This is a genomic window from Bacillus sp. SW14 (assembly GCF_047608225.1).
Lineage (GTDB): Bacteria > Bacillota > Bacilli > Bacillales > Bacillaceae > Bacillus > Bacillus subtilis_G.
Window position 1 is genome coordinate 2,319,611 of sequence record NZ_JBLKRW010000001.1, and the last position, 23,398, is coordinate 2,343,008.

General features: G+C 39.6%; 28 protein-coding genes and 3 pseudogenes. 8 read left to right on the top strand and 23 right to left on the bottom strand.

Annotated elements, in window-relative coordinates; genetic code table 11:
- Positions 1-7 precede the first annotated feature (7 nt).
- The 3 genes from ACMX2I_RS12215 to ccdA form a co-directional block, all read right to left on the bottom strand.
- Positions 8-499 (bottom strand): CcdC family protein, encoded by a 492-nt coding sequence (locus ACMX2I_RS12215; protein WP_414957079.1) that lies wholly within the window; start codon positions 497-499, stop codon positions 8-10.
- Positions 500-566: 67 nt separating this feature from the next.
- Positions 567-929, bottom strand: coding sequence for a response regulator (locus tag ACMX2I_RS12220; protein ID WP_087991425.1), 363 nt, complete (start codon positions 927-929; stop codon positions 567-569).
- 87 nt (positions 930-1,016) lie between these two features.
- Positions 1,017-1,724, bottom strand: coding sequence for a cytochrome c-type biogenesis protein CcdA (gene ccdA, locus ACMX2I_RS12225; protein ID WP_087991426.1), 708 nt, complete (start codon positions 1,722-1,724; stop codon positions 1,017-1,019).
- Positions 1,725-1,944: 220 nt separating this feature from the next.
- Between ccdA and ynzD the strand changes: the two genes are divergently transcribed.
- Positions 1,945-2,118: an aspartyl-phosphate phosphatase YnzD gene (gene ynzD, locus ACMX2I_RS12230; RefSeq protein ID WP_087991451.1), complete on the top strand. Its 174-nt coding sequence runs from the start codon at positions 1,945-1,947 to the stop codon at positions 2,116-2,118.
- A 73-nt stretch (positions 2,119-2,191) separates the two neighbouring features.
- Here the strand turns inward: ynzD and ACMX2I_RS12235 are convergent, their stop codons facing one another.
- From ACMX2I_RS12235 to yneA, 6 genes are all read right to left on the bottom strand, one after another.
- Positions 2,192-2,410 carry a YneF family protein gene (locus ACMX2I_RS12235; protein WP_003221221.1) on the bottom strand — a complete coding sequence of 73 codons (219 nt, stop codon included), beginning with the start codon at positions 2,408-2,410 and terminating at the stop codon, positions 2,192-2,194.
- Positions 2,411-2,495: 85 nt separating this feature from the next.
- A complete protein-coding gene (sirA, locus tag ACMX2I_RS12240; RefSeq protein WP_087991427.1) occupies positions 2,496-2,942 on the bottom strand; it encodes a sporulation inhibitor of replication protein SirA in 447 nt (148 codons plus the stop codon).
- Between the two features lie 152 nt (positions 2,943-3,094).
- Positions 3,095-5,098 (bottom strand): transketolase, encoded by a 2,004-nt coding sequence (tkt, locus tag ACMX2I_RS12245; RefSeq protein ID WP_289347426.1) that lies wholly within the window; start codon positions 5,096-5,098, stop codon positions 3,095-3,097.
- Positions 5,099-5,265: 167 nt separating this feature from the next.
- Positions 5,266-5,499 carry a DUF896 domain-containing protein gene (locus ACMX2I_RS12250; protein ID WP_087991429.1) on the bottom strand — a complete coding sequence of 78 codons (234 nt, stop codon included), beginning with the start codon at positions 5,497-5,499 and terminating at the stop codon, positions 5,266-5,268.
- A gap of 63 nt (positions 5,500-5,562) precedes the next feature.
- Positions 5,563-6,216 (bottom strand): recombinase family protein, encoded by a 654-nt coding sequence (locus ACMX2I_RS12255; protein WP_087991430.1) that lies wholly within the window; start codon positions 6,214-6,216, stop codon positions 5,563-5,565.
- Between the two features lie 18 nt (positions 6,217-6,234).
- Entirely contained in the window at positions 6,235-6,552 is a 318-nt protein-coding gene (gene yneA, locus ACMX2I_RS12260; protein WP_414957080.1) for a cell division suppressor protein YneA, read from the bottom strand.
- A gap of 150 nt (positions 6,553-6,702) precedes the next feature.
- Between yneA and lexA the strand changes: the two genes are divergently transcribed.
- Positions 6,703-7,320: a transcriptional repressor LexA gene (gene lexA, locus ACMX2I_RS12265; protein WP_087991432.1), complete on the top strand. Its 618-nt coding sequence runs from the start codon at positions 6,703-6,705 to the stop codon at positions 7,318-7,320.
- A gap of 385 nt (positions 7,321-7,705) precedes the next feature.
- On the opposite strand, the gene ACMX2I_RS12270 is transcribed toward lexA, so the two are convergent.
- Together ACMX2I_RS12270 and fosB are read right to left on the bottom strand one after the other, a co-directional pair.
- Positions 7,706-8,128 carry a hypothetical protein gene (locus ACMX2I_RS12270; RefSeq protein WP_414958333.1) on the bottom strand — a complete coding sequence of 141 codons (423 nt, stop codon included), beginning with the start codon at positions 8,126-8,128 and terminating at the stop codon, positions 7,706-7,708.
- A gap of 80 nt (positions 8,129-8,208) precedes the next feature.
- Positions 8,209-8,631, bottom strand: a complete 423-nt coding sequence (gene fosB / locus ACMX2I_RS12275; protein ID WP_414957081.1) for a metallothiol transferase FosB — start codon at positions 8,629-8,631, stop codon at positions 8,209-8,211.
- A 177-nt stretch (positions 8,632-8,808) separates the two neighbouring features.
- Here fosB and ACMX2I_RS12280 point away from each other — a divergent pair, with 177 nt between their 5' ends.
- Positions 8,809-9,261 (top strand): YndM family protein, encoded by a 453-nt coding sequence (locus tag ACMX2I_RS12280; RefSeq protein ID WP_087991452.1) that lies wholly within the window; start codon positions 8,809-8,811, stop codon positions 9,259-9,261.
- A 26-nt stretch (positions 9,262-9,287) separates the two neighbouring features.
- Here the strand turns inward: ACMX2I_RS12280 and ACMX2I_RS12285 are convergent, their stop codons facing one another.
- From ACMX2I_RS12285 to ACMX2I_RS12335, 11 genes are all read right to left on the bottom strand, one after another.
- A complete protein-coding gene (locus tag ACMX2I_RS12285; RefSeq protein WP_414957082.1) occupies positions 9,288-10,046 on the bottom strand; it encodes a poly-gamma-glutamate hydrolase family protein in 759 nt (252 codons plus the stop codon).
- 230 nt (positions 10,047-10,276) lie between these two features.
- Positions 10,277-10,588, bottom strand: coding sequence for a hypothetical protein (locus tag ACMX2I_RS12290; RefSeq protein ID WP_414957083.1), 312 nt, complete (start codon positions 10,586-10,588; stop codon positions 10,277-10,279).
- Positions 10,589-10,684: 96 nt separating this feature from the next.
- Positions 10,685-12,325 carry a YndJ family protein gene (locus ACMX2I_RS12295; RefSeq protein ID WP_414957084.1) on the bottom strand — a complete coding sequence of 547 codons (1,641 nt, stop codon included), beginning with the start codon at positions 12,323-12,325 and terminating at the stop codon, positions 10,685-10,687.
- Positions 12,319-12,939: a DUF4166 domain-containing protein gene (locus tag ACMX2I_RS12300; protein WP_414957085.1), complete on the bottom strand. Its 621-nt coding sequence runs from the start codon at positions 12,937-12,939 to the stop codon at positions 12,319-12,321. The genes ACMX2I_RS12295 and ACMX2I_RS12300 overlap by 7 nt, the downstream gene beginning before the upstream one ends.
- A 4-nt stretch (positions 12,940-12,943) precedes the next feature.
- The gene (locus ACMX2I_RS12305) at positions 12,944-13,750 is read right to left on the bottom strand and encodes a hypothetical protein (RefSeq protein ID WP_414957086.1); all 807 of its coding nucleotides are present in this window, start codon (positions 13,748-13,750) and stop codon (positions 12,944-12,946) included.
- Positions 13,751-13,906: 156 nt separating this feature from the next.
- Positions 13,907-15,118, bottom strand: a complete 1,212-nt coding sequence (locus ACMX2I_RS12310; protein WP_414957087.1) for a Ger(x)C family spore germination protein — start codon at positions 15,116-15,118, stop codon at positions 13,907-13,909.
- A complete protein-coding gene (locus ACMX2I_RS12315) occupies positions 15,108-16,199 on the bottom strand; it encodes a spore germination protein (RefSeq protein WP_414957088.1) in 1,092 nt (363 codons plus the stop codon). Before ACMX2I_RS12315 ends, ACMX2I_RS12310 begins: the two co-directional genes overlap by 11 nt.
- Before the next feature lie 27 nt (positions 16,200-16,226).
- A complete protein-coding gene (locus ACMX2I_RS12320; RefSeq protein WP_414958334.1) occupies positions 16,227-17,795 on the bottom strand; it encodes a spore germination protein in 1,569 nt (522 codons plus the stop codon).
- Positions 17,796-18,036: 241 nt separating this feature from the next.
- Positions 18,037-19,227 carry a chromate efflux transporter gene (chrA, locus tag ACMX2I_RS12325; RefSeq protein ID WP_414957089.1) on the bottom strand — a complete coding sequence of 397 codons (1,191 nt, stop codon included), beginning with the start codon at positions 19,225-19,227 and terminating at the stop codon, positions 18,037-18,039.
- 148 nt (positions 19,228-19,375) lie between these two features.
- Positions 19,376-19,564 carry a hypothetical protein gene (locus ACMX2I_RS12330; RefSeq protein ID WP_414957090.1) on the bottom strand — a complete coding sequence of 63 codons (189 nt, stop codon included), beginning with the start codon at positions 19,562-19,564 and terminating at the stop codon, positions 19,376-19,378.
- Positions 19,565-19,586: 22 nt separating this feature from the next.
- Positions 19,587-19,847, bottom strand: a complete 261-nt coding sequence (locus tag ACMX2I_RS12335; RefSeq protein ID WP_414957091.1) for a hypothetical protein — start codon at positions 19,845-19,847, stop codon at positions 19,587-19,589.
- 130 nt (positions 19,848-19,977) lie between these two features.
- Here ACMX2I_RS12335 and ACMX2I_RS12340 point away from each other — a divergent pair.
- The 5 genes and pseudogenes from ACMX2I_RS12340 to ACMX2I_RS12360 form a co-directional block, all read left to right on the top strand.
- Positions 19,978-20,073 (top strand): annotated as a pseudogene (locus tag ACMX2I_RS12340) (SRPBCC domain-containing protein); the annotation flags it as partial.
- Positions 20,074-20,337: 264 nt separating this feature from the next.
- The gene (gene cotC, locus ACMX2I_RS12345; RefSeq protein ID WP_087991446.1) at positions 20,338-20,541 is read left to right on the top strand and encodes a spore coat protein CotC; all 204 of its coding nucleotides are present in this window, start codon (positions 20,338-20,340) and stop codon (positions 20,539-20,541) included.
- Positions 20,542-20,779: 238 nt separating this feature from the next.
- Positions 20,780-21,141 (top strand): annotated as a pseudogene (locus ACMX2I_RS12350) (YoqO family protein).
- Between the two features lie 161 nt (positions 21,142-21,302).
- On the top strand, positions 21,303-22,025 hold the full coding sequence (locus ACMX2I_RS12355; RefSeq protein WP_414958335.1) for a YrpD family protein: 723 nt from the start codon (positions 21,303-21,305) through the stop codon (positions 22,023-22,025).
- Between the two features lie 337 nt (positions 22,026-22,362).
- Positions 22,363-22,581 (top strand): annotated as a pseudogene (locus ACMX2I_RS12360) (hypothetical protein); the annotation flags it as partial.
- Between the two features lie 30 nt (positions 22,582-22,611).
- On the opposite strand, the gene ACMX2I_RS12365 reads toward ACMX2I_RS12360, so the two are convergent.
- Positions 22,612-23,196 (bottom strand): hypothetical protein, encoded by a 585-nt coding sequence (locus tag ACMX2I_RS12365; RefSeq protein WP_414957092.1) that lies wholly within the window; start codon positions 23,194-23,196, stop codon positions 22,612-22,614.
- Between the last annotated feature and the right edge of the window lie 202 nt (positions 23,197-23,398).

Here is a 23,398-nt window from a genome sequence, read left to right on the forward strand (position 1 = left end):
AGGTTTTTTAATTCATTTGAATATTAGCAGACTGCAGCTCATTATGAAGTTTTCGGTATGACAAGTACATGGCGATTCTCCACGGCATGATCATACCGAACGCCAGAATCCAAAACATTCCGCTCAGTGCGCCGTAATCAATTGATGTACTCAAGATCGATTTCATCACGATTCTGATCACCAAAAGGCCGACTAATATAAATACAAATGCTTTAGAGCGTTTCATGTAAATTTCATTATTTTTAATTTCGAATTTAGACGTTTTGATTAAAAAAATAGAGAAAATCACGCCTAAAGTGAATGCTTCTAAAAACTCTGCACCAGTTACCCAAAATACCGGAAATAAAAACATTAACGCTCCCGTACTCATAAAAATCGGCGGAAGAATGATTTTTTTCGGTGAAACGGGCTTATCAGAAGATTTTATTCTGACCACCATCACAGCTACAGCCATTAACACAGCAATAACCGATGAAACTATAATCATCATATTTATCATTCCTTTGTTTCTAGGAGTGTTGATACTATATACTATACTCCAAAACAATAAAAAAAACCAATGACTTTTAATGTCCCATAACGCGGCTGACAGCTTCTAGCACTTTTGTTTCCTCGAACGGTTTGACAATAAAGTCCTTTGCCCCCAGTTCAATCGCTTCTGTTACAATTCTTTGGTGCCGCATTGCGGTACACATGATGACCTTCGCTTTAGGATCGAAGGTTAAGATATCACGAAGCGCCTTAATGCCGTTTTTCACTGGCATTGTAATATCCATTGTCACGATGTCCGGCCGCAGTGTTTTATACAGGTCCGCTGCTTGCTCGCCGTCCGCCGCTTCGCCTGCGATTATGTAATTTGCCTCTTCCAAGATCTCTCTGAGTTTCACTCTCATGAACTTGGCGTCGTCTACAACTAAAACTCTTGTCATATTCCCCTCCAAAATCGATTTCCACAGATAATAGTCTTATTGTACCAAAAACAAAAGGATTAGTAGTAGTACGAAAGTAATTTGCCGTTAAAAACCAGTAAATCCTCCAAAAAGATCCGACAGTAAAATAATAATCAGGCTCATCCAATTAAAGAATAACAGCACACCAATCACAATCATCAAGACGCCGCCAGCTTTCATGATCAAAAGCTGGTTCTTTCTTATCCACTTTAGCTTTGTGATAAAAAAAGACAATAAAAGAAACGGAACAGCAAAACCGAGTACATATAACATCATGTACGGCACCGCTGAGCCTGGATTTGTGCTTGCGAGTGTGATCACAGCCGCTAATATCGGACCGGTACATGGCGTCCATCCCGCTGCAAATGCCATTCCGATTAAGATGGAACCTAAAAACCCGCTTGGTTTATGCTTAAAATGGATTCTCCGCTCTTTCATCATCGCCTCAGGCCGGAACACGCCAAGTGTAATAAAACCGAACAAAATAATAAGCAACGCGCCAATTTGCCGAATCGCATCGTGATAATCCCTAAAGAGGCTGCCAATAAAAGATGTTCCATAACCTAAAGCGATAAAAATGACTGAAAAGCCAAGTAAAAAACACAAAGTATGAAACAAACTTCTTTTCTGCAACAGCAGCTTTTCTGTTTTCACATCATCCATGCTGACCCCTGTAATATATGACAAGAAAGCTGGATAAAGCGGCAGGCAGCAAGGCGAAATAAAGGATAGAAATCCCGCTCCGAAGGTCAAAAAATAATTCACGTCTCCCATGTCATCATCCCTTCACGATTTGACATTCCTTCAAATGACAAAATCATTTCATTTTTTTAACACTTTCACTTGAAGGATTTCTATTTTTAGAAAAAACTTATATAATTTAATTTGACATTGAGTTATTGTACTCCTTCTCATTTGAAAATTAGTATAAATATGGATATAATATAAACAAACATTCACTTTGAAGATCTAATGTATGAAAGGATACATCCCTGTGATTAGAGAGCATCTATTAAATGAAATCGAAAAAAAAAGAGCAGAGCTGCTGCAAATTGTCATGGCGAACGGAATGACATCTCATAGTACGATAGAGCTCAGTCAGGAGCTTGACCATCTTCTCATACAATATCAAAAGCAGCGCCTTCGAGCAGTAGCGGGTGACGAATGATTGCAAAATAAAAAACCCGTATAAGGGTTTTTTATTTTATAACCATGTTTCTCTATATCATAATCTTTACGTATTATTTCGTTTGATTATTCATGGCTTTCATCATTTGATTGATTTTCTTTTGAGAAGGTTTCATTCCCATTTGCATCATCATCATGCGTAACATTTGTTCATTAATAGGCGGATTCTTTTTAAGATAGCTCATCATATATTTACGAGCAATAAAAAACCCGAGTGCAACACCTATGAGCAATGCAACAACGCCCACTAGGATGCCAACCCATAAAGTCATTTTATTTCCTCCTTCATGTTGTCTAGTTTAAAGTGTACTAAACCAAAAGCTATTATACAACATTTACATCTCTTTTTCTTCGGTTTTAGACAAAATTTCTTTCTTTCACCGGATTTAGCCAGCCGTAACGCTTCGAATTGAAATCCATAGCCAGAAAGCAAGGGCTTACTTTTCTCAGCACTTCAAAGAATATCGTTTCTGCCTCGTAATTCCCCGAAGCCACAATTTCTATCATGTTCTCTTTCATCATAAACGTCGCGTGGCCTTTTGCTTTCGGCAAAGCTAATCTATAAATATAATCCACCTGCCTGTAATCCGTGTTGTGTAAATTCATTTTTAATCGCTGATGCATATGTAAAATCGGGATGGGCTGTGTAATATATTGAATCTGTTTCTCTGTCATTTCATACCGCTGCTTTGTCAGGCTTGTCCAATGATAGTCTTGAAACAGCTCAAACATAACCGATTCCCGCCCGAAATAGTGATTGGCAAATTCCTCTTTTATCAGGTACGTATAGTAGTGACGTTCCATCTTTTCATCCCCTTTTTCAGCAGCATTTCATTTGCACTCTATTATACAAAAGAAGAAAAGAAAGAATTGTCTATTACTGTTAAACAGCCAATACTATTTTTGTCGGATAAACAAGAAATAGAGGATGATTTGACTCATCCTCTTTGAAAGACTTACTTATTGAGTAATGCTTTGACTCGGTTCACTACGTTTGGAACTGAGAAGCCGTATTCATTGATGACGGTTTCACCAGGAGCGGATGCACCGAATCGGTCTATGCCGAGCACGTCTCCTTCAAGCCCTGTGTATTTGCCCCATCCAAATGATGAGCCCATTTCAATCGCAAGACGTTTTTTCACATCTGCAGGAAGGACGGCGTTCTTGTATTCATTTGATTGTTTGTCAAAACGGTCCATTGAAGGCATGCTGACAACAGACACATCGATATTATCTTTTGCCAATTCAGCCTGCGCTTCAATCGCAAGACCCACCTCGGAGCCTGAAGCGATGAGAAGAGCGTCAGGTGTTTCGTTTTTAGATTTAGAAACGACATATGCACCTTTTTCTACTCCTGCCAATGCTTCTTCAGCTGTTTGGTCGATCGTAGGAAGGTTTTGGCGTGTCAATACAAGCGCTGTTGGCTGTTCATTGCTTTGTACTGCAAGTTTCCATGCTGCCGCTGTCTCATTGCCGTCTGCAGGACGGATCAAGGAAAGATTAGGCATCGCACGGAGTGAAGCAAGCTGTTCAACAGGCTCGTGCGTCGGACCGTCTTCACCTACCGCAATACTGTCATGTGTGAAGACATATGTGACAGGAAGACCCATTAATGCTGCAAGGCGTATTGCCGGACGCAGGTAGTCAGAGAAGACAAAGAAAGTCCCGCCGAATACACGAAGTCCGCCATGAAGCGCCATACCATTTAAGGCTGCGCCCATCGCAAATTCACGAACACCGAACCAAAAGTTTTTGCCTGAGTAATCAGCCGCTGTAAAATCACCTGCATTTTTAATTGTCGTTTTGTTTGATCCCGCCAGGTCAGCAGATCCTCCCACAAAGAAAGGAATTTTTTCCGCAAGGCCGTTGAGAACTTCACCGGAAGATGCACGGGATGCCAGGCTGCTTCCTTTTTCATAAACAGGAACCTCTTGATCCCAGTCCTTTGGAAGCTCTCCTTTGATTCCCAGCTCAAGCTGTTCCGCGAGTTCAGGATAAACTTCTTTATATTTAGCGAATTGGGCATTCCATTCCTGTTCCTTTTTCTCGCCTGATTCTTTAACCGCTTTAGCGAAATGCTCATAAACTTCTGAAGGAACGTAAAAATCTTCTTCATATGTCCACGCGTAAGCTTCTTTTGTTAATTTGCTTTCCTCTTTACCAAGCGGCGCACCGTGAACACCCGATGTACCGGCACGGTTAGGTGAACCAAATCCAATTGTTGTTTTCACTTCAATTAATGTAGGTTTCTTTTCATTTTGGCGTGCTTTTTCGATAGCCGCTGTTAATTCTTCGATGTTGTTTCCATCTTCAACATAAAGAACTTCCCAATTCATTGCCTCAAAACGCTGTTTTGCGTTTTCAGAGAACGAACGGTCGAGATCTCCATCGAGAGAGATGTCATTAGAATCGTATAATACGATCAGACGGCCAAGCTGAAGATGGCCTGCTAGTGAAGCGGCTTCAGAAGAGATGCCTTCCATTAAATCACCATCACCGCAAATACTGTATGTATAATGATCAACTACGTTAAATGAATCACGGTTGTAAGTTTCCGCTAAATGGCGTTCAGCGATAGCCATTCCGACAGCCATGGCAATTCCTTGGCCAAGCGGTCCTGTTGTCGCATCAACACCGGCAGTATGTCCGAATTCCGGATGTCCAGGTGTTTTGCTGCCCCACTGGCGGAATCCCTTAAGATCTTCGATGCTAAGATCAAACCCGCTTAAATGAAGCATGCTGTATAAAAGTGCTGATCCATGTCCAGCAGATAAAACAAAACGGTCACGGTTAAACCAGCCAGGGTTTGCCGGACTTACGTTCATAAATTTTGTCCACAGCGTGTATGCCATTGGAGCTGCCCCCATTGGCATCCCTGGGTGACCAGAATTTGCTTTTTCAATAGCGTCTATTGACAGTGTGCGAATGGTAGCAACTGATTTCTTTTCAATTGTATCCATAAAAATCCCCTTCCTTATGTGTTGTACCCTTACATCATAAATGTCTGACGACTTTTTCTCAACTGTTTCAGCTTAAATTTGAGAGAAACTTGTTGAAATTTGTCCCATGAAAGTGTTGCTATAGTATATGCAAAAGAGGAATACGTTATTGCCGTATTCCTCTTCTATTAGTGAAGTTTATTATTTCTTTTTTCTTTTTTTAGTTTTTCTGGTGTAACATCATTGCCTTCCGGGTCAATGATTTTCACACTTTTTAATGTGTTTTTCATAGAAGAGCGAAAACCTTTCAAATACTCTTGACGGAGCTTTTGCTGTTCAGCTTTTTCTTCTTCTGTCATAACGCCAGCTTTGGCTTTGGCAGCAAGTTCATTAATTCTGGCAATTTTTTCGTTTGAAATCATGTTAAACTCCTTTATGGCATTTTGTCTATATAGTACTAGATCAAAAAGAGTTTTACAACTGATTCAATCGGCTGTCTCGTCATTCTCTATGTATTCCTGAAACCGCCGGTGGACGGTCGCTTTAGATACATCATACCCAAATCCTCTCAGCGTAGCCGCAATTTCTGCGAACGTCAGTTTATTCGCTCTTAGGCGGACGATCTCTGAGATGGGCACCTCTATTCTTTCTTTTCCGCTGTTTTCATGTTGGTTTTTCAGGTTTTTTTGCGGTTTGAAACCGTTTTTTACTGCACGTTTCATCCCCCGCTTGATTTTCATGTTGTGAATTTTCCGCTGGTACTCTTCCACAATGCTGACGATCTCCAGCACCATCGAGTCAGCCTCCGATAACTCCAGTTCACCTCTGTGAGCCGTTGTATAGACTTTCACACCTTCTCTATAGATGCAATGAAGCAGTGCGATTTTTGCATTTCCACGTCCGAGCCTAGTTTCATCCTGAACCAAAATGACATCAATTCCAGAATTCTTGATCTCATCAAGCAGCCCAAATACACCATCCCGATCCATTTCATATCCGCTAGCTTTCTCAGAAATCACTTTGACGACTTCCATGCCGTTCTCGGCCGCAATTGCCGTAAGCTCCTCCTCCTGCCGCTTTAATGACGTCTCCTGCTGTTCTTTATTTGTGCTTACGCGGGCATAAATGAGTGCTTTCATTTTTTCTATCTTTCCTCTCTATCTTACAGTTGCCAATTCATATGCATCCTGATGCTTCTTTTTCAATGGAATCACCAATTCATCTCCCGGCTGGATATCAGACGTCTGAAGATGATTTTTATCAGCCACCCATTCAATAAATTCACTTTTGTTTATTTTCTTTTTATCTGCTACCTGGCCGGCTATAGACCAAAGTGAATCGCCTTGCTGGACTTCTATTTTAACATACTGATTAAGCTCCTGGCCGCTGCTTGTATATGACAGCAAAAGGATTACCGCGCTCAAAATCACTGTAAACAGACCGACAAAAATAATAGATTCTTTACCCATGATCATAACCTCCAACAGGAATGTTTGTTCGCTTTTTTATAATTTCAGTATATACGAACAAACGTTTCTGTCAATTGTTTTTTTCGAACCTATGTTTGTACTGTAAGGAAAATCATGCTATAATCTTCTTAAAATCGACGTTTTGAGGTGCGAAAAATGACGAAGCTATCAAAAAGGCAACTTGATATCCTCCGTTTTATTAAAGCAGAGGTTAAATCAAAAGGATATCCGCCTTCCGTAAGAGAAATCGGAGAGGCTGTCGGGCTTGCGTCCAGTTCAACTGTCCACGGCCACTTAGCCCGCTTGGAAACAAAAGGGCTGATCAGACGAGATCCGACAAAACCAAGAGCGATAGAAATTCTTGATGAAGAAGTAGACATTCCGCAAAGCCAGGTCGTTAATGTACCGGTCATCGGGAAAGTCACGGCGGGATCTCCTATTACAGCAATAGAAAATATTGAAGAATATTTTCCGCTTCCTGACCGTATGGTTCCCCCGGACGAGCATGTGTTTATGCTTGAAATTATGGGAGACAGTATGATTGACGCTGGTATTTTCGATAAGGATTATGTCATCGTTAAACAGCAAAACATAGCAAACAACGGGGAAATTGTCGTTGCGATGACAGAAGATGATGAAGCTACGGTAAAACGTTTCTATAAAGAGGATACTCACATTCGCTTACAGCCTGAAAACCCAACGATGGAACCTATCATCTTACAGAATGTCAGCATTCTAGGGAAAGTAATTGGCGTGTTCAGAACCGTCCATTAATCTATTGAACTATCAGATGATGAAATAACCCCCTCTTCCTTTATGGAGAGGGGGTTTATTGTATCAAAAAAAAGCAGGCTCGCCCTGAATTTTAGGTGCGAGCCTGAATAGGAGGAAAAGAACATCATGTTTACACCATAATTATCCACTAAACAATTGTTGAAGTCAAGAAATTTTCTTTCCTTTAGGAAACTTTTTATCGGAATGTTGTCTGTTTAAAACATTAGACGCGATCTGCTTAAAAACGTTTCATTACTAGGTCGTGGAATGATACGGGTTTAGATTTATGCAGAGAGCGCGGCAATTAATTTATGTGAAAATTTAGTACATAGTTTAGTTAGTTCTATTTTATGTAAAAAACAGCTCACCTTTATCATCGTGAGCTTCAATCAAAATGAAAATATTGAATACCATAACTCCCTTTTACTCGAACACTTGTGCAGTTTTCCGAATGTTCTTCTGCAAAGATACGGTATCGATGAAATGGATCAATTGAAACCTTATCCTGAGCACTAAAATCAAACCAACTGCCTCTGAATTGTTTCGTGCTCAGCGTAGTATATTGCCCCGTAAGCCCCATCCGTTGAAGTTTAAGCTCAACTGAACAACTATTGGCTCCCAAAATCGTAAACTGGTAGCCTAAAAAATATTCGATTGCCGGAACATCACTGATATTTTCCAGAACAAACGACTTTGTGCTGTCATTTAAAATAAAGTCTGTTTTGTGATCAAAATCTAATGCTGACGCATGGGTACTGCCAATGCCAAAAAAACACGTCAAAACTGCCGTTAAGGCCAGTATTTTCATTTTCAACCAAACCCCTCCTTACCATATTTCAACCTTTATTCAATTTATGTATATGTTCTTTGTGATATCTCGAGGTCGTTTCAATCATAAAATTTCATATGCGTTTTTTCCTGTTTATAATAACGAAGCCTGTCTTGAAGGGTTCCAGTATGAAATTCAAATTTATGGCCATCTGGGTCGGTAAAATAAATAGACTTTCGATCGCGTTCATTTCGTTCTCTGCCAGGCAGTATATGAACATGAAGCCTTTTCAATTTTGCTGACATTTCCTCAAACTCACGATCTTCAATAGTAAAAGCAATATGAGTATATGATGCCTTAATGTCATTTCTCGGAATGTCAGGCTCTTCATTAAGTGCAAGCCAGATGCCATTGAAATCAAAATATGCTGTTGTTCTTCCTTTTACCAGCAGCTTGGCATCAAACACTTTGTGATAAAAATCAATTGATGTGTCCAAATGAGAAACAGAAAATAACAAATGATTGATTCCTTTTATCTCCACAATAAATTCCCCCTCTAAAGCTGATCAACCATATGTACGTTTTTGCGCCAAGAAGGTTTCATGCAACAAGAAAAAAATACCAGTGTAAACAAAACCGAATTGTTTAAAATAATGACTGTAACAAAGATGACGATTAAGAAAAGGATTTTCCTTAAAAATAACAACTTAGGTGATCAAATGAAACATCTCATTGCACTTTCTTCAAAGATTGCTTTCACTCTCGCCCTTTTATATGTAATATTGGACAGGGTCTACTATGCATCCTTTCTAAGTGTGATGTTTATTGCACTTTTCTTAGGTTTTGTCTCATACCTTTCCGGTGACATGCTCGTCCTTCCGAGAACAAACAATATTATAGCTTCATTGGCTGACTTTGGACTTTCATTCGTTATGATTTGGGTCTTTGCTTTAACCCAAACAAGAAATGATTTCTCACCGTTTGCAGCCGCTCTTCTTTCCGCTGTCTGTCTTACTGTTTTTGAATACTTTTTTCATCGGTATTTGCTGAAGAATGTGCTGGATGAAACCTTCCGAAATGAACTGACAGCCAGGGATAACACCCTTCAATATCAAACAGAAGCCGCAGACGAATTGCTTCCTGACGTTACCAATGAGAAGCATGAGGAATAGGAGGCCGGCTTATGGCCTCCTATTTTTCAGTAGTTACTTTTCAGAAAACGGGACATCACTTCGGTAAAATCATAAAATCTCTCATTTTGAGTAACAGATCTGCTTTTTAAAGAAAATACGCCAAACAAAGATTTTCTAAAACCTGTGCTCATTTCGATCTGGATACTCAAACCTGTTTTTGATTTATTTGCAATGTTATTCGGACTAACGCCTGCATGCGGATGGTCTGTACTGAGCAAGACAGCAGGAAAACCGGCATTTTGCAGTTCTTCAACTAAATCTGCCGCTCTTACGCGGTCTGTACCGCCGACTTCGATCTGCTGATCTTCTTCTGCATACCCGTGCAATGAAATGACATATTCATGACTTCCCGTCATCCTCAAGGCCCGGGGCTCGTCAAAATGCGTACTCGTAATATGCAGCACAGAGTTTCCTGACGATTTTAAGCCTTCAAATAAATACATCGAAGACTCTTTGTTGAGCTCTCTTGCTACTTCACTTGTCCCGCCTTCAATACCTCCTCCGTGAATGGCTAAAATAAGGACAGGACTGCCGGTTTCTATCGTAACAATACGGTAATCTGAAGGCTTTTCATTGTTTTTTAATTCCTCAAAATTCTGATAGACATCTTCCGCGTAAATTGAAGAAATCGGAATGAACATCACAAAAACAATCAATAATTTTACAATTTTAAGAGTTGATGGGAAACGTTTGGCTATGTTACAATCAACATGCTTCAAGGAATGGAGCAAACGGCGGAGCAGGGATACTTTGGCCGGTTTCATCTACTCCGCCTCTAAGTCCAAATCAACAGGATGTCGGTTTCTTTGAGGCTTTAGCACGAATTCTCTCGTCCTCCTTGTTAAATTTTTGTTAAATTCACAATATTATATACCATTAGCCCGGGCGCTGTTCTTCTCATTTTTGAATTTATGAAAAGGTATTGGCACCGCCTGCATCCCAATTCCCATATCTAACATAAAAAAAACGCACCTGCTCTTTGGCCTGTGCATTTTTATTTTCTATTGATTCTTCGTTTCTTTGCTTCATTCAGTTTCATGATGTTTTTTTCAATTTTTCTTATTTTTCGCCTTTGCGGGATGGTTTTCACTTCATGATAAACAGCGATAAACCCGCTTAATGTTACTGCTGCGATGTAAAGAACACGATGTTTGATAAACCGGTCAGCACGCTCGTGATCCCCCTTCTCTTTTTCCAGCCTTTCGATCACATCTTTACCAAACAGCTGATCGACATACACTTGTTTCATTCCCACTGCAAATCCAGCAGCCAGCCAAAGAATCAGAAATAAACTGATATAAAACATCGCTAGTCACTTCCTTTCCCGTTTAGATGCGGCGCAGAATTGGAATGCAGCTGATCGAATCGTCAAACAGCTGTCAGACGAAGCCATTTCTTTGTGTTAGGTTCTTTCATTTGGACGACAATATGTAATAATGTAATGTACAGTTAGAAATTTTAATCCAAACAGCCACATATGATGAACAGCGGTTAATCTGTTGTCATGCGAAGCTTCTATCAGAAAGGTCTCAGATAAAGGAAGCGGACAAGTTCCCGCTCTGGTTTGCAGATAAATTCCCTCATCTCCAGCTCCGTTTTTTCTCCGCCTGCTTGTCAAAACCAGTTTCTCATGATGATGATAAGGCTTTAAAATGCCTGTCATGCTGCTGAATGGAAGCGGGAGAGAGATGTTCATATACCCCTCTTCATTTGAACGATACACTGAATATAGAGCGGTAAAAATGGTTTCGTTTTTTTCATTTGTTCTGATCCAGGCACGCACTCTTTTTCTTCCGTCTTTTTTCGAATGAACACCCTTTATCGTGCTGTACATTTTATACCAATCAGGGTTCGTCGACAGATGTATTTGGCCGATTTTTCTGCTGAACCATTCGTAAACAAATGCAAGCGGCCGAAACCACGTGCTCCACGTCACTTTTGCTTTAACGTCATACTCAACGGTTTGTTCATAAAACGATAGAATGAACGGCGCCAGTTTTTCGGGTGAAAAATCTTTTGAACGAAGGCTTTCCATATCATCCACAAGCCCTCTGTATTGAACGTTATTTTCAGCCTGAATGTCAGCTAAAAAGGCTTTTCCAATCCTTCTTTTTCCGTAGATCCGGCTGAATATCTTTACGCTGTCTGCATCAAAAGGCTTTGGATCTTCTATCCTCCATCCGATGAGAGCGGGCAGTATCACAGCAAACGCGTTGATAAAACCGTGAATCCAAATCATCTGATTGATGCTCAGTGTAACTTCCTGCCGAAATACACCAAATGAATAAATCATCGAAAAAGTGATCGTTAACATTAGAACGGCAGAAGAAAGCCGAATAAGAATTTTTCCCGTCTTGCTGCGAAAAGCTGTGGTAAACACCAAATATGCATGAAGATAAAGCGCCGCCATATAGATGCCAACCGCAATGACATCAAGTGTTTTTGAATATGTGATGCCAAGTGCGATAAGAATGGGCGAAAACAAAATCACCCATGTTATCCAACTGTACAACATCCGATTATTTCTGGCGGTTCTTCCGAGCAAGCCGTTAAAGATCGGGATCAGAAAAGCTGAATAGTGAAAGTGGACTGCAGTCAGCAAAATGATAAGCGGGCCAAATTGCATGATCTGCAAATGTGCAGCATAAGCAAAAAACCAAAACCCTCCCCCCGCCAAATAGATAAGCCCGAACAAAACTGAGGTCTCTTCGATTCTATGTATCTTTGTATCCCGCAAGCGAAGGAGCGCGTACAACGCCATAAAGACAGTGTAGATCCACCAGATCAGAGCGAACCACCCGATGTCTGTCACAAGAGCCAGCACCGCAAAGAAAGCGGCTGCCGGATAGCACTGTATGAAACCAGATTCCAGATATTGAGCAGCCCGAAGCGGCGATTGATGAAAGACAAAAGGAAAAATACCCGGAACGAAAAAGAGGATGGATAACAAAACAAGCGCCTCTGCCACTGATAGATGGGGTGTTTCCGCTGCAAGAAACCCTATAAAATAAAGCGTACTGATCATGCCATTTCGTTTTAACATGATTCTCTCTCTTCTTCCTGAAACGTTCCTTTATAATAGAAAAGAGTGCCGAGAATTGTATTTTGCACATGCACTTGAATGGTGAAGCAATTCTTGCTTTCATCAAACGTTTCGCAAACAACGGACGTACCGGTCAGCCATTTTGGCAGCGGTATTCGTTTTCCGCATATCAACAGCCATTGCTTTCCCGATGTAATCGTAAGAGAGCCGTCAAGAGATGCCTCTAACACTAATACAGAGAGCAGAAGATGAGGTCTGCCGAAGAAATCGAGTATTTTGTCTTCTTTTTCGTCGTATACCATTATCGCGTCAAAAAAACGTTCTTTGTCTTTAAAGAAAAATGTACGATTCCATTCTATCCCGATATGTTCCCGATTCATTAGACAAGTTCTATTTTGTATCGTAAAAGGGATGTCTTTGCCTCTTTCTGAAAAGAAGCACCTGAAAAAAACACCCATCTTTAACAGCATTCTGACCAGAAAAGAGCCTCCGCTTATTTCTGACATCGTTCCTGTCCCGCTGAATGTATGAGATTCGTCTAATTGATATCGTTTTTGCAGCTTGGGATGCAGCAAATGATAGTTCTTGATCGTTTTTTCATAAATCGAATTCACAATGTCACTTCTTTCTCTTTCGTTTAGTGTGCCGGGTACTAGGGAGCTGAAGATTAAAAACGCCGCTTGCCGCAGAAAACACACTCAACAGAATTGATAATAATATCTCGGAACCTAAAAAAACGAACCCAGCATAGATAAAAGCCTGGACTGCATGAATGATCCATTTTTTCTTTAATGGAATGAGCCATAGAACACCCCATCCTATCTTCGCTGTACCTGCAAAGATACTTGTTTCAAAACCTATAAAGCCTTGATAAAACCAAAACAGACTAAAAAATAAACATATGAACACATAGACGATAGCCGATCGAATGGAGTGTTTCGGATGTTTGTTTTGCTCAATCCAAAGCCTTAGTACATCAAAGCTCCATGCAGTCGCCCAGCCAAGCAGCGGCCGAAAAAATAAACGATCGATCCATCTTCCCGGCAGTCCGTAGGCTGTTTTGTATTGGTACTGTGTTAAAAACGTCATGTTCCCGTTGTCTCGCTGTATATACTTCCAGTAGCCATTGCCGCGCCTAATCAGGGATAACGGATGATCAGATCCAAAAGCCAGTGAAGAAACTCTTTCAGATGAATATTTGTCGAAAACACCGACTGTTTCTCCTGTACCCGATACCTTTAGCCCAAAGCCTATTCTTGTTTCGTAAAGAAACTTCTGCTTTTCGTATTGCTGCTTAGGCAAATATGTGATATTTGAAAACCGGAGATCCCATTCTTTATGCAGCGCTGGGGTTTGCGTATATTCCCAGAGCGTATCCAGGTCAGATCTCATTTCGATTTCTACATAAATCGGTTTCTGTCTCACAGCCCCTCCTCCCTTCTATTTTAAGCAATTTCATATTATCATATTGATTGTTTTAAAAAATGCATTTACCCCAAAAAAAGTATCTTCATCCTGAAAAATGCATAAGAAAAAGAAGAGATGTTTCTTTCTCTTCTTTTTAAAAATCTATTTGATTCATTACTGAGTTTTAACCGTTCCATAATGAGTAATTGTGGTGTTTACACTGTACGTGATGTCGGCCTTGCTGAAGGTGTCATCCCAGTTCTTTTTCACCTTTTTCCATAAGTCCGGATGTTCAAGTCTTAATGATTCATCAAAACCCGCAACATCAGCTTTATAATCTTGCTGGATTCTTTTTAATACATGACCGACTATTTTTTTCACTTCGTTTTCAATATTCTTTTCAATACGTTCTATAAACTGTGTGTCCAACGTCTCATTTGTGTTCCAGTTTTCAACCAAATCCCCTTCCGATTCAATATCCACATGGAATGATATATCCGTTCCTTTTATTATAGGCTTGATTTTACTTTTTATATAATTGATATCGTACGCGATAATCTGCTGGCTCTTTTTATCATAGCACTTTACAACTCCGCCTTTTCCTCCTCCGGCAATCCAAGCAATTCCCTCCGTTTCATATTCATCTAAAAAGCCGATCATTTTTTTAGACTTCCCGTTAATTACCGCTGATCCGGAATACTTGACCGCTCCATTTGCCGAGACTGCATTTTGCAGTAAAAAACTGCTGCCGGAATGCAGTTTACCGATTAGTTTCGCGAGTGTTACAGGGCGAAGTATTCTGGAAACTTTATGTTCATTCTCAACTAATCCAGTCAGCCGAAATGCCGGAATTTCATCACTCTCTTTCAGTTGGAGGGCATCTCTCGCCTTCCCTTTTGCAGATAAAACAAGACAGCTCAGCCTGATTTCATTATCACGAAAAAATTGATCCAGCATTTTGTCGATAGGATATGTACGCAATACATCTTCACTCATGACAACCACTTTTAAATGCGGGCTAAACACTTCACGGTCCCTTCTTAATGCAACCTCGCTCCCAATCTGTTGTAACGAATCACCTGTTTCACTTATATTTTGATACGCTTTTTGCGTTCCTTGTCCGCCGCCTCCTCCGTTTTGTCCCGCACCTACCACTTTTTCATTAACAAATTGATAGGTCAGTGTAAGGTTGTCTTGTTTTGGATAGCTCCCTCCCTCTTCTTTTAACTCTTTTTCAGTATTTGTTTCTTTTCCTTTATCAATTGCGATCGCAAATGTGAGACCAAGCTCTTCTATTTCCCTGCTGCTCCAGCACCCTGTTACACAAATCATAAACAAACATACGATGGCAATAGCGGACACTGGATGTTTGATTTTACGTTTCACCTCTTTTCCTCCATTTCGATATGACTAAAAGCAAAATCGGCAGAACGCCAAATATATACAAAGCCATATGACTGACCATATCGCCCAAAATAAACACATCATTTTCATTTTTGGGCATGCAAGAGAGAATAAAAACAACAGGAAGCAGCCAAAACATACATGAAACGGGTTTCTTTTTGAAAACTTGCGAGACTCCTAAAGAAGCTGCATAAAAAGTGATAATGAACGTGGCAAAAAGCTGCATAATCCAAATGACTAGCAGGAATGATTCAAATCGTTCAAATATTAAACCAGATATCTCAAAGCTTCTCATCAGGTCAAGTGCCGGCCATGTTCTCGTTACAACACCGTCAACGGATATTGCACCGATAACCATAATCAGCGTAAAAATATAAAAACATGTCACAACACTTGTCCCGATTACAACCGCTTTCAACGCCTTTTTCGGTTTCTTCATAAACGCTACTAGAATAAGCATAATTTCAGAACATGTAAACGAAAGGGCCGTTGTTTTCACTCCTTTGAGAACCGGCATGATTCCATCTCCTAATACAGGGCGTAAATTGTTGACCTCAAATATACCTATACTCATGACCGCTACAGTTAAAAAGATAATGACCGTAACCGGAAAGATCATTTCAAAAAGCCGGGCAATGGGATCGAGCCCTTGTGTAATTGAATAAAGCCCGATCCAAAGAACCGTCATGACTATCGCCCACGATGGCGTCCCTTCAAGGAGAAAAAACACAACAATTTCTGACATGACTCTCACTTCGAAGGCACCGAGAGCTAAAAAATAAGTAATGAAAATGAGACTGATTAAAGCGCCGAGCCATTTGCCTACAATATGACCAGCATATTCATAAAACGTCTCCTCAGGATACTGCTGGCTTAATTTCACGATGACTATTCCGGCAATGATCGCGATAACCCCGCCTAATAAAATGGAAATCCATCCATCAGGCGATTTTGTTTGTTCTGTTACTGTCCGAGGGAGCGTGAGAACTCCTGCAGCGAGCATATAATTAATAATGATCACCGTTGCTTGTGCGGTTGTAATTTTACTCTTTGGGCTGGACATGAGATTATCACCATCCTGTCTAAGTCGTCATTTCACCCGTTTTGCATTATCTGTATTCATGATTTTTGGTCTGCGTTTCATGACTAAGAGAGGCATTCTGATGATAAAATCTTTCCAATCTTTCACATAATAAGGGACCGCTGGGCTTGCGTATGGAAGACCAAAGCTTTTCAACTTTACGACATGGCTGCTTAACAGCAGATAATACATAATAACTCCAAATAACCCAAACACCGCCGCGCAAAACATCGCGCCAAACCGAAGCATCCGAAGTGCGATGCCTGTACTGTAATGCGGGATGGCAAATGAAGAGATTGCTGTGAGCGCAACAACAATGACCATAATAGGACTGACAATGCCCGCTTGCACAGCTGCTTCCCCGATAATTAACCCGCCAACGATGCCTATCGCAGGTCCGATGGGTTTTGGCAGACGAAGCCCCGCTTCTCGTAAAATTTCGATCGCAATTTCCATAAATAAAGCTTCAATGATTGATGGGAATGGAACACCCTGACGCGTCCCGGAAATTGAAATTGCCAGTTTGGTTGGAATTAACCCTGAATGAAAAGAAATAAATGATATATATAAAGCCGGTGCAAATAACGTGATGATTGCTGCAATGAACCTCAGTAATCTGATAAATGAACTTGGGAACCACCGTTCATAATAATCTTCAGGCGATTGAAGCACCATGCTGAAAGTGACCGGAACAAGCAAAGCAAACGGGGTGCCGTCAAGCAGAATGGCTACTCTGCCTTCCATTAATCCGCTGATGACGCGATCAGGCCGTTCTGTACTTTGTACTTGCGGAAAGGGACTGAGATAATTATCCTCGATCAGCTGTTCAACATATCCAGATTCCGGCAGATGATCGATCTCAATTCCTTTCACTCTTTTTTTTACTTCCTCGACCACTTCTGGATCTGCTATGTCATACATATAAGCGATGATTAAATCCTTTTTTAGCCTTGTCCCTACTTCAAATCTCTGAAATGTTAATTGATCATTTTTTCCTTGCTGCCTTAAAAGAGCTGTATTCGTACTCAACTCTTCTGTAAAGCCCGTACGCGGCCCTCTGACAAGCGCTTCAGATAGCGGCTCCTCAATGCTTCGATTTTGTTTCTTTATGGTTCCCAGAAGAAAGACCTGCGGCATTCCATCGATAAGAAGCGCTGTTGAACCCATGAAAACATCCAGCACGACATTACTGATTTTTTCTGCTTCTACGACATCACAGATTGATCCGATTTGATTCTTTATATCCTGCGAATTTAAAATGCCTTTTCCAGATTGAGATATGTCCTCTCTTACCTGATTAGGCTGATTCATGACCAGCAACGCTGATACTCCTTTATTAATCGAATCTTGATCAGACAGTCCATCAACAAAGATCAATGCTGCTTTCACATGTAAATGAGTGATCTCAAATTCCCGGATATGAACGTCTCCGTTATGCCCGATTTTTCTTTTGAATAGCTCAATGTCGCACTCAAAGTTACCGGTTAACACTTCTTGATCCGGCTTTTCAGCTTTAGATTGATCTGAGCCTTGATGCTGCTTCTGTGTTTTGTGCTGATTGTTCCGCCACCTCATGATTGCACCTTCTTATTTTTCAATCCAAGTAAATACTTTATTGATTGCATATGGAATGAGGAATACAACGAATGCTTGAAACCATACTGTCCAGTCAGTAAGTGTTGATATCATATTATCCATCTGTCAATTCCTTTCTCTCTAATAGGATTATTTTTCCCATACATCTATTTTTTATGTTCCTCTTTTTTGACAATAAAAAAAGCATGATGAATATCTTCATCACGCTTTAGAGAAAGCAAGATTAAAGAAGGTTCAGAAGAAAGCCGCCAATCACACCAGTGAACACGACAACCCACGGAGGCAGTTTCCAATAAGCAAGCATACTGAACAATACGGCCGCAAACGCAAAATCAATTGGATTCAAAATCGCACTTGTCCAAATCGAAAAATAAAAAGCTGAAATTAATATTCCGACTACCGCTGCATTTACGCCTGCAAGAGCTCCCTTTAGGTTAGGGTACCTCCGCAAAACATCCCAATAGGGCAACGTACCTAAAATCAGCAAAAACGCCGGCAGGAAAATGGCAATGGCAGCTAACATTCCGCCTTGCCAGCCGCCCATGACTGCACCTAGATAAGCGGCAAATGTAAATAACGGTCCCGGCACAGCTTGTGCTGCACCATATCCTGCTAAAAATGCTTCTTTGCTGATCATTCCAGCTGGTACAAATTCCTGTTCCAATAAGGGCAATACAACATGTCCCCCGCCAAAAACCAAGGAACCCGCCCTGTAAAAGCTGTCAAACATAGAAAGCCAACGCAAATCCGCAGTTTCTCGAAGGACGGGCAGAAGAACCAGCAATCCGAAAAATAATGAAAGACACACGGTTCCGAATGTCTTAGAGATAGGAAAATGAAAAGCTGATTCTTTTTTGTCGATAGACTCTTTAAACACCAGAAAACCAATCGCTGCGGAGATGACGATAATGCCAGCTTGGGTATACGCGGTTTGCCATAAAAGTGAAACAATCAATGCAAACAATGCGATCGTTTTTCGTTTGACATCGGGCGTCAGTTTTTGAGCCATTCCCGCTATAGCGTGGGCAACAACTGCCACCGCTACGATCTTTAAACCATGAATCCATCCGGCTTGCTCTATATTGGTGTGTTTTAATAAAAGAGCAAATATGATCAGTGCCAAAACAGAGGGCAGCGTAAAGCCGAGAAATGAAACGATCCCGCCAAGTAACCCGCCACGCATAACACCAATTCCAATCCCAACTTGACTGCTCGCCGGACCAGGCAAGAATTGACACAAAGCAACCAAATCGGCATAGCTTTTTTCATCAAGCCATTTTCTTTTGCGAATATATTCTTCATAGAAATAGCCCAGATGAGCAATGGGACCTCCGAATGATGTAAACCCAAGTCTTGTTGAAACAATTAAAATTTCTATCAGCGTTTTAAAGCTGTTGCTCTTATGTTCGCGCATCGCTTCCTCCCATGTTCTCAGCATTTTAAAAAAGCAGAAATACTCCACTTAAGTATAAAAAACTGAACCATGTTTGCAAGCGCTTGGTTGAAATGATAACGAATCTTAACTATATGATAAAAAATGCTCATTTTCAGTTCGGAATCAATTAATATTCCAGTTTGAAGCTTTCTGCCTGATCTGACACTTCCACAGGTATTCCCATTATCGTTTTCGGTTTAGAAACGTAAACAAAACGCATCTCTTTCTCCAGTTGCTGAAACGTTTTTTCACTGACTACAATCCTAGCCGGCTTTCCCGGACTGTTATCAATGGTTGCTTTGATTTTTCCAAGCATAAAAAACCTCCTGTTTTAGATTCTAACTCAAAGAAATGACCATCATGAAATTGAGTAAAGCTAAAACTCCTGAAAAAAAGGCGATACCCTTGCTCCGCCTCCAGAAATACAGTACGTTGGCTAATAAAACAAAACTGATGAACCCATCAAATCCTCGCAGAACAATTTGGTTGAACCGGATTTTTTCTCCAACAATAACAATTGCAGCTGCACAAACAATCATCAACAAAAAGACGAAAATATACACTTTCCACTCTCTCGCTGTATTTTCTTTCTCATACATGCAAAACGCCCCCTTTGACAGAAATGTTCATCAACTGACTGCAAATAAATAATGAAAGCGAATGGCCATGATCTTATTAGTTATTATATGATTTAATTGAAAAAACATCATCTGTCAAGAGGTAAACGAAATGGATCAAAATCATAAAAATCCATTACGGGATATTACGGAAAACATTACTCTGGTGGTGCCTATTCAGAAAGTCTGGGAGGCAGTCTCCTCTTCATAAAGCCTCGTTATCATTTCGCCCTTCGGTGCAGAAAAAACCTTATCAGAATCGACCAGCAGACTGACTCAGAATGTAAGAAAAAGAGTGATTCAGAAACATAGAAGATAAACTAATATAAGATAAATGATGCGGTCGATGAAAAATCGGATTTTTCTGAGTGATTTTGGACAGCCCTTTTTTCCTTCTATGATTGTAACTGTCCAAGCCGCACAATCAATTCGCCATATCATAAAGCGTATGAACAATAAAGGAGGAGTATATATGGGTTATTACAAAAAATATAAAGAAGAGTATTATACGGTCAAAAAAACGTATTATAAGAAATATTATGAATATGATAAAAAATACTACGATCACCGTGATAAAAAAGATTACGACTGTGATTATGACAAAAAATATTATGACCACGACAAAAAAGACTATGATTATGTTGTAGAGTATAAAAAGCATAAGAAACATTACTAAATTCCATTAACATCTCCTCATTTTCACTTTTTCCCCGGTTGAATGCCGGGTTTTTTTGTTTGACCTGCTGTGGTTTAATTTGAATTTTTCCTTAATGACGATGTCTAAATTTATATTGAATATTTAGTACATAGTTTAATTAGTTTATGATTGTGTATTTGTTCCCACTTCCAAGTATGGCAGGTGCAAAGAAACTTTTGTAAACTCTTTGAGGACCATACATAAAAGGAGAGGTTCTTTGTCTAAAAACATAGTATTTTATCTCATTTTACTTTGTCTATTTATATCTTTTGCAATGAAAAGCTTTGAGGTGAGGTGATAAGAACGATTGCCAATGTTAGCTGCTTTGTTTTCGTATTGCTGTATGTTAAAGACGAAATGAAAACATACTCACGTAAAGCGTTAACGACTCTAAGTATTTGTTTTCTTTTTTTAGTCGGTATCTGTGTTTTTATCATTTTGCAAGGACAGACATTTAAGAAACATCACCTCTTTTTCAAAGGCTGGGAAACGATAGCTGGCATTCTTTTGATTATCGTTTCTTTAAGCATTTGTACTTTTATTTTGAGGAAGATTTCAAATCGTTTAAAACGATTGTGAACTGGTCCTTTCATTATTATAATGTTAAAAGTGTCAGATTGGAGGAGCAGTTTCTCTCCTTAAACAATCCCAATATGAAATATTTTGTCGATTTATATCCATAAATCCTGTTCCAAAATAAGGTATAATTAATGCCGAAACCATTATCAAAAGGGGGAATTGTGTTGAAAAAAGTATTGATTGCAGGTGCAGTAGGAACAGCAGTTCTTTTCGGAACACTTTCATCGGGTATTCCTGGCTTGCCCGCGGCAGACACTCAGGTCGCAAAAGCAGCTTCCCAGCTGCCTAAAGGAATCGGCGGCCGCGCCTATCTGAACAGTACTGGCGCCGTTTTCACAGCTAAAATCAAGCTTCCTGACACCGTAAAAAATAATGACTCGGTCTCTACTCCGTATATTTATTCAGGATTTAGCGCAAAAAGCGGAACTGAGGCAGATCTCGGGCTTCAGTACAGCAAACAATACAACGTCTGGAAGCCTCTCATGAAGGTCGGGGCCAAAAATGATGAAACGTACATCGAAGGAAAAGACAAATTCACATATACCAAAGGTTTCCGTCCTGGAAGCACAGTCCAAATGACAATCTATAAAAATTTGAACGGCAATACACGCATGACCCTTTGGGGAACGAACAATGACGGGTATACAGGCCGAATTATCACAGAAATCCAAGGAACCAATATCGGCACAATCTCAAAATGGAAAACTCTTGCTACCGCAGCTGTTTCGTATGAAAGTCAGCGTTCTGCCATCAAAGCAACCTTTTCGACAGCCTTTAACAACATTACAATCGACAATAAAGCCGTCACACCTGTCATAGATACGCAAGATAACGCAAAGGTTTCTGTTTCAGGAAATAACGTTACGATTTCTGTTAATAAATAAACGAAGCAGCAAAAAGCCGCCGGCATTGCCAGGCGGCTTTTTGCTGCTTCGTTTCTCCTTAAAATGTTCGGTATCCAAAAATTTATAGGATATACGAATAGCGGTAAATTAAGACGTTTTGTTTATGGGATTACGATTAGAAAGAAGCAAAAGATTTCTCCTGCACTAGAAAAAGTTGAAATTTTAAAATAACTTTGGTAAGATTTATAAATACTTTAGAAATACATATTATTAAAAGCCTAGGTTGACAATATCCCATTGCTTAATTAATATAAAGTGAATTGTCAAAATCTTCAGCTCCTTCGTTTATTTTTATCATATTATAATATAGGGTGGAATTTGTATGAAAAACGAAAAAACAGGTCTTTTGGGGATTATTTTTGTTATTATTGCTCTTCTGGTATCAATGTATTTTACGTTTAATACAAAAGCGTTGATACCTGCTGGATATGATTTAGCTATTCATGGAATTGTTATATCTAGAACATTAATGATTGCTTTCACTTTGTATCTAGTTTCAAAATTAGGATATTTTCTTCTTAATAAAAAAGATTAGCTTTTAAAGCTAATCTTTTTTATATAAAAATTAATAGTTTTTTAGAGCATATTCTCCATACATAGGTTTTTTAACTACATATTTTTTCTTTGATACGCATTTACCAGTAACAATATCCTTGCGACAGTTGTATCCTTCTTCTACATTATACCTAACTCTATATGCCATATAGACTCTTTTATTAGCTCCAACATTTAGAGTGTATCCTTTAGAGCTAGCTACAGAGCCTGCAGTAGATATTCCTAAACCACTAATTGTTCCACTTACAGTTGTTGTAAAAGTAACTGTTTTGTTTGCAGTAATAGATCCTCCTTTACTCCCCGTTGCTATATTGTCGGAAACTCTTTTAAAACTAGACCAACTTTTATACGTTTTAACATTCATCTTAACATTACGAAAATCATTCACAAATTGCGCAGTAAACTCTCCGTCTCCTGAGTTACTTGTTAATTCAATCGACTCGTTTGCAAATACTGTTTGCACTTCTGATTCAACATCTTTAATTATGACAGGCTTGTCTGCTCCTTTTTCAGCAGCTAATACATCGCCATTAGGAACACTTAATATAAATAGAGCAATGGAACTAATGGCTAACTTACAAAAAACTTTTTTCATCGACAACAGTCCTTTCTATGTATTCATTTAGTACCATATAAGTATACAATTTCTAGAAATATATTTAAATGGTTATTTTTAAATATTAAGAATATTTTAATGAAAATATAGCTAGGCCAAGAGAATAATACTGTAACTCTTAGTATAAAATCATTTGACATAGCGCTATTTCATCATACTCTGTCAAATTTTAAAGGCAGTT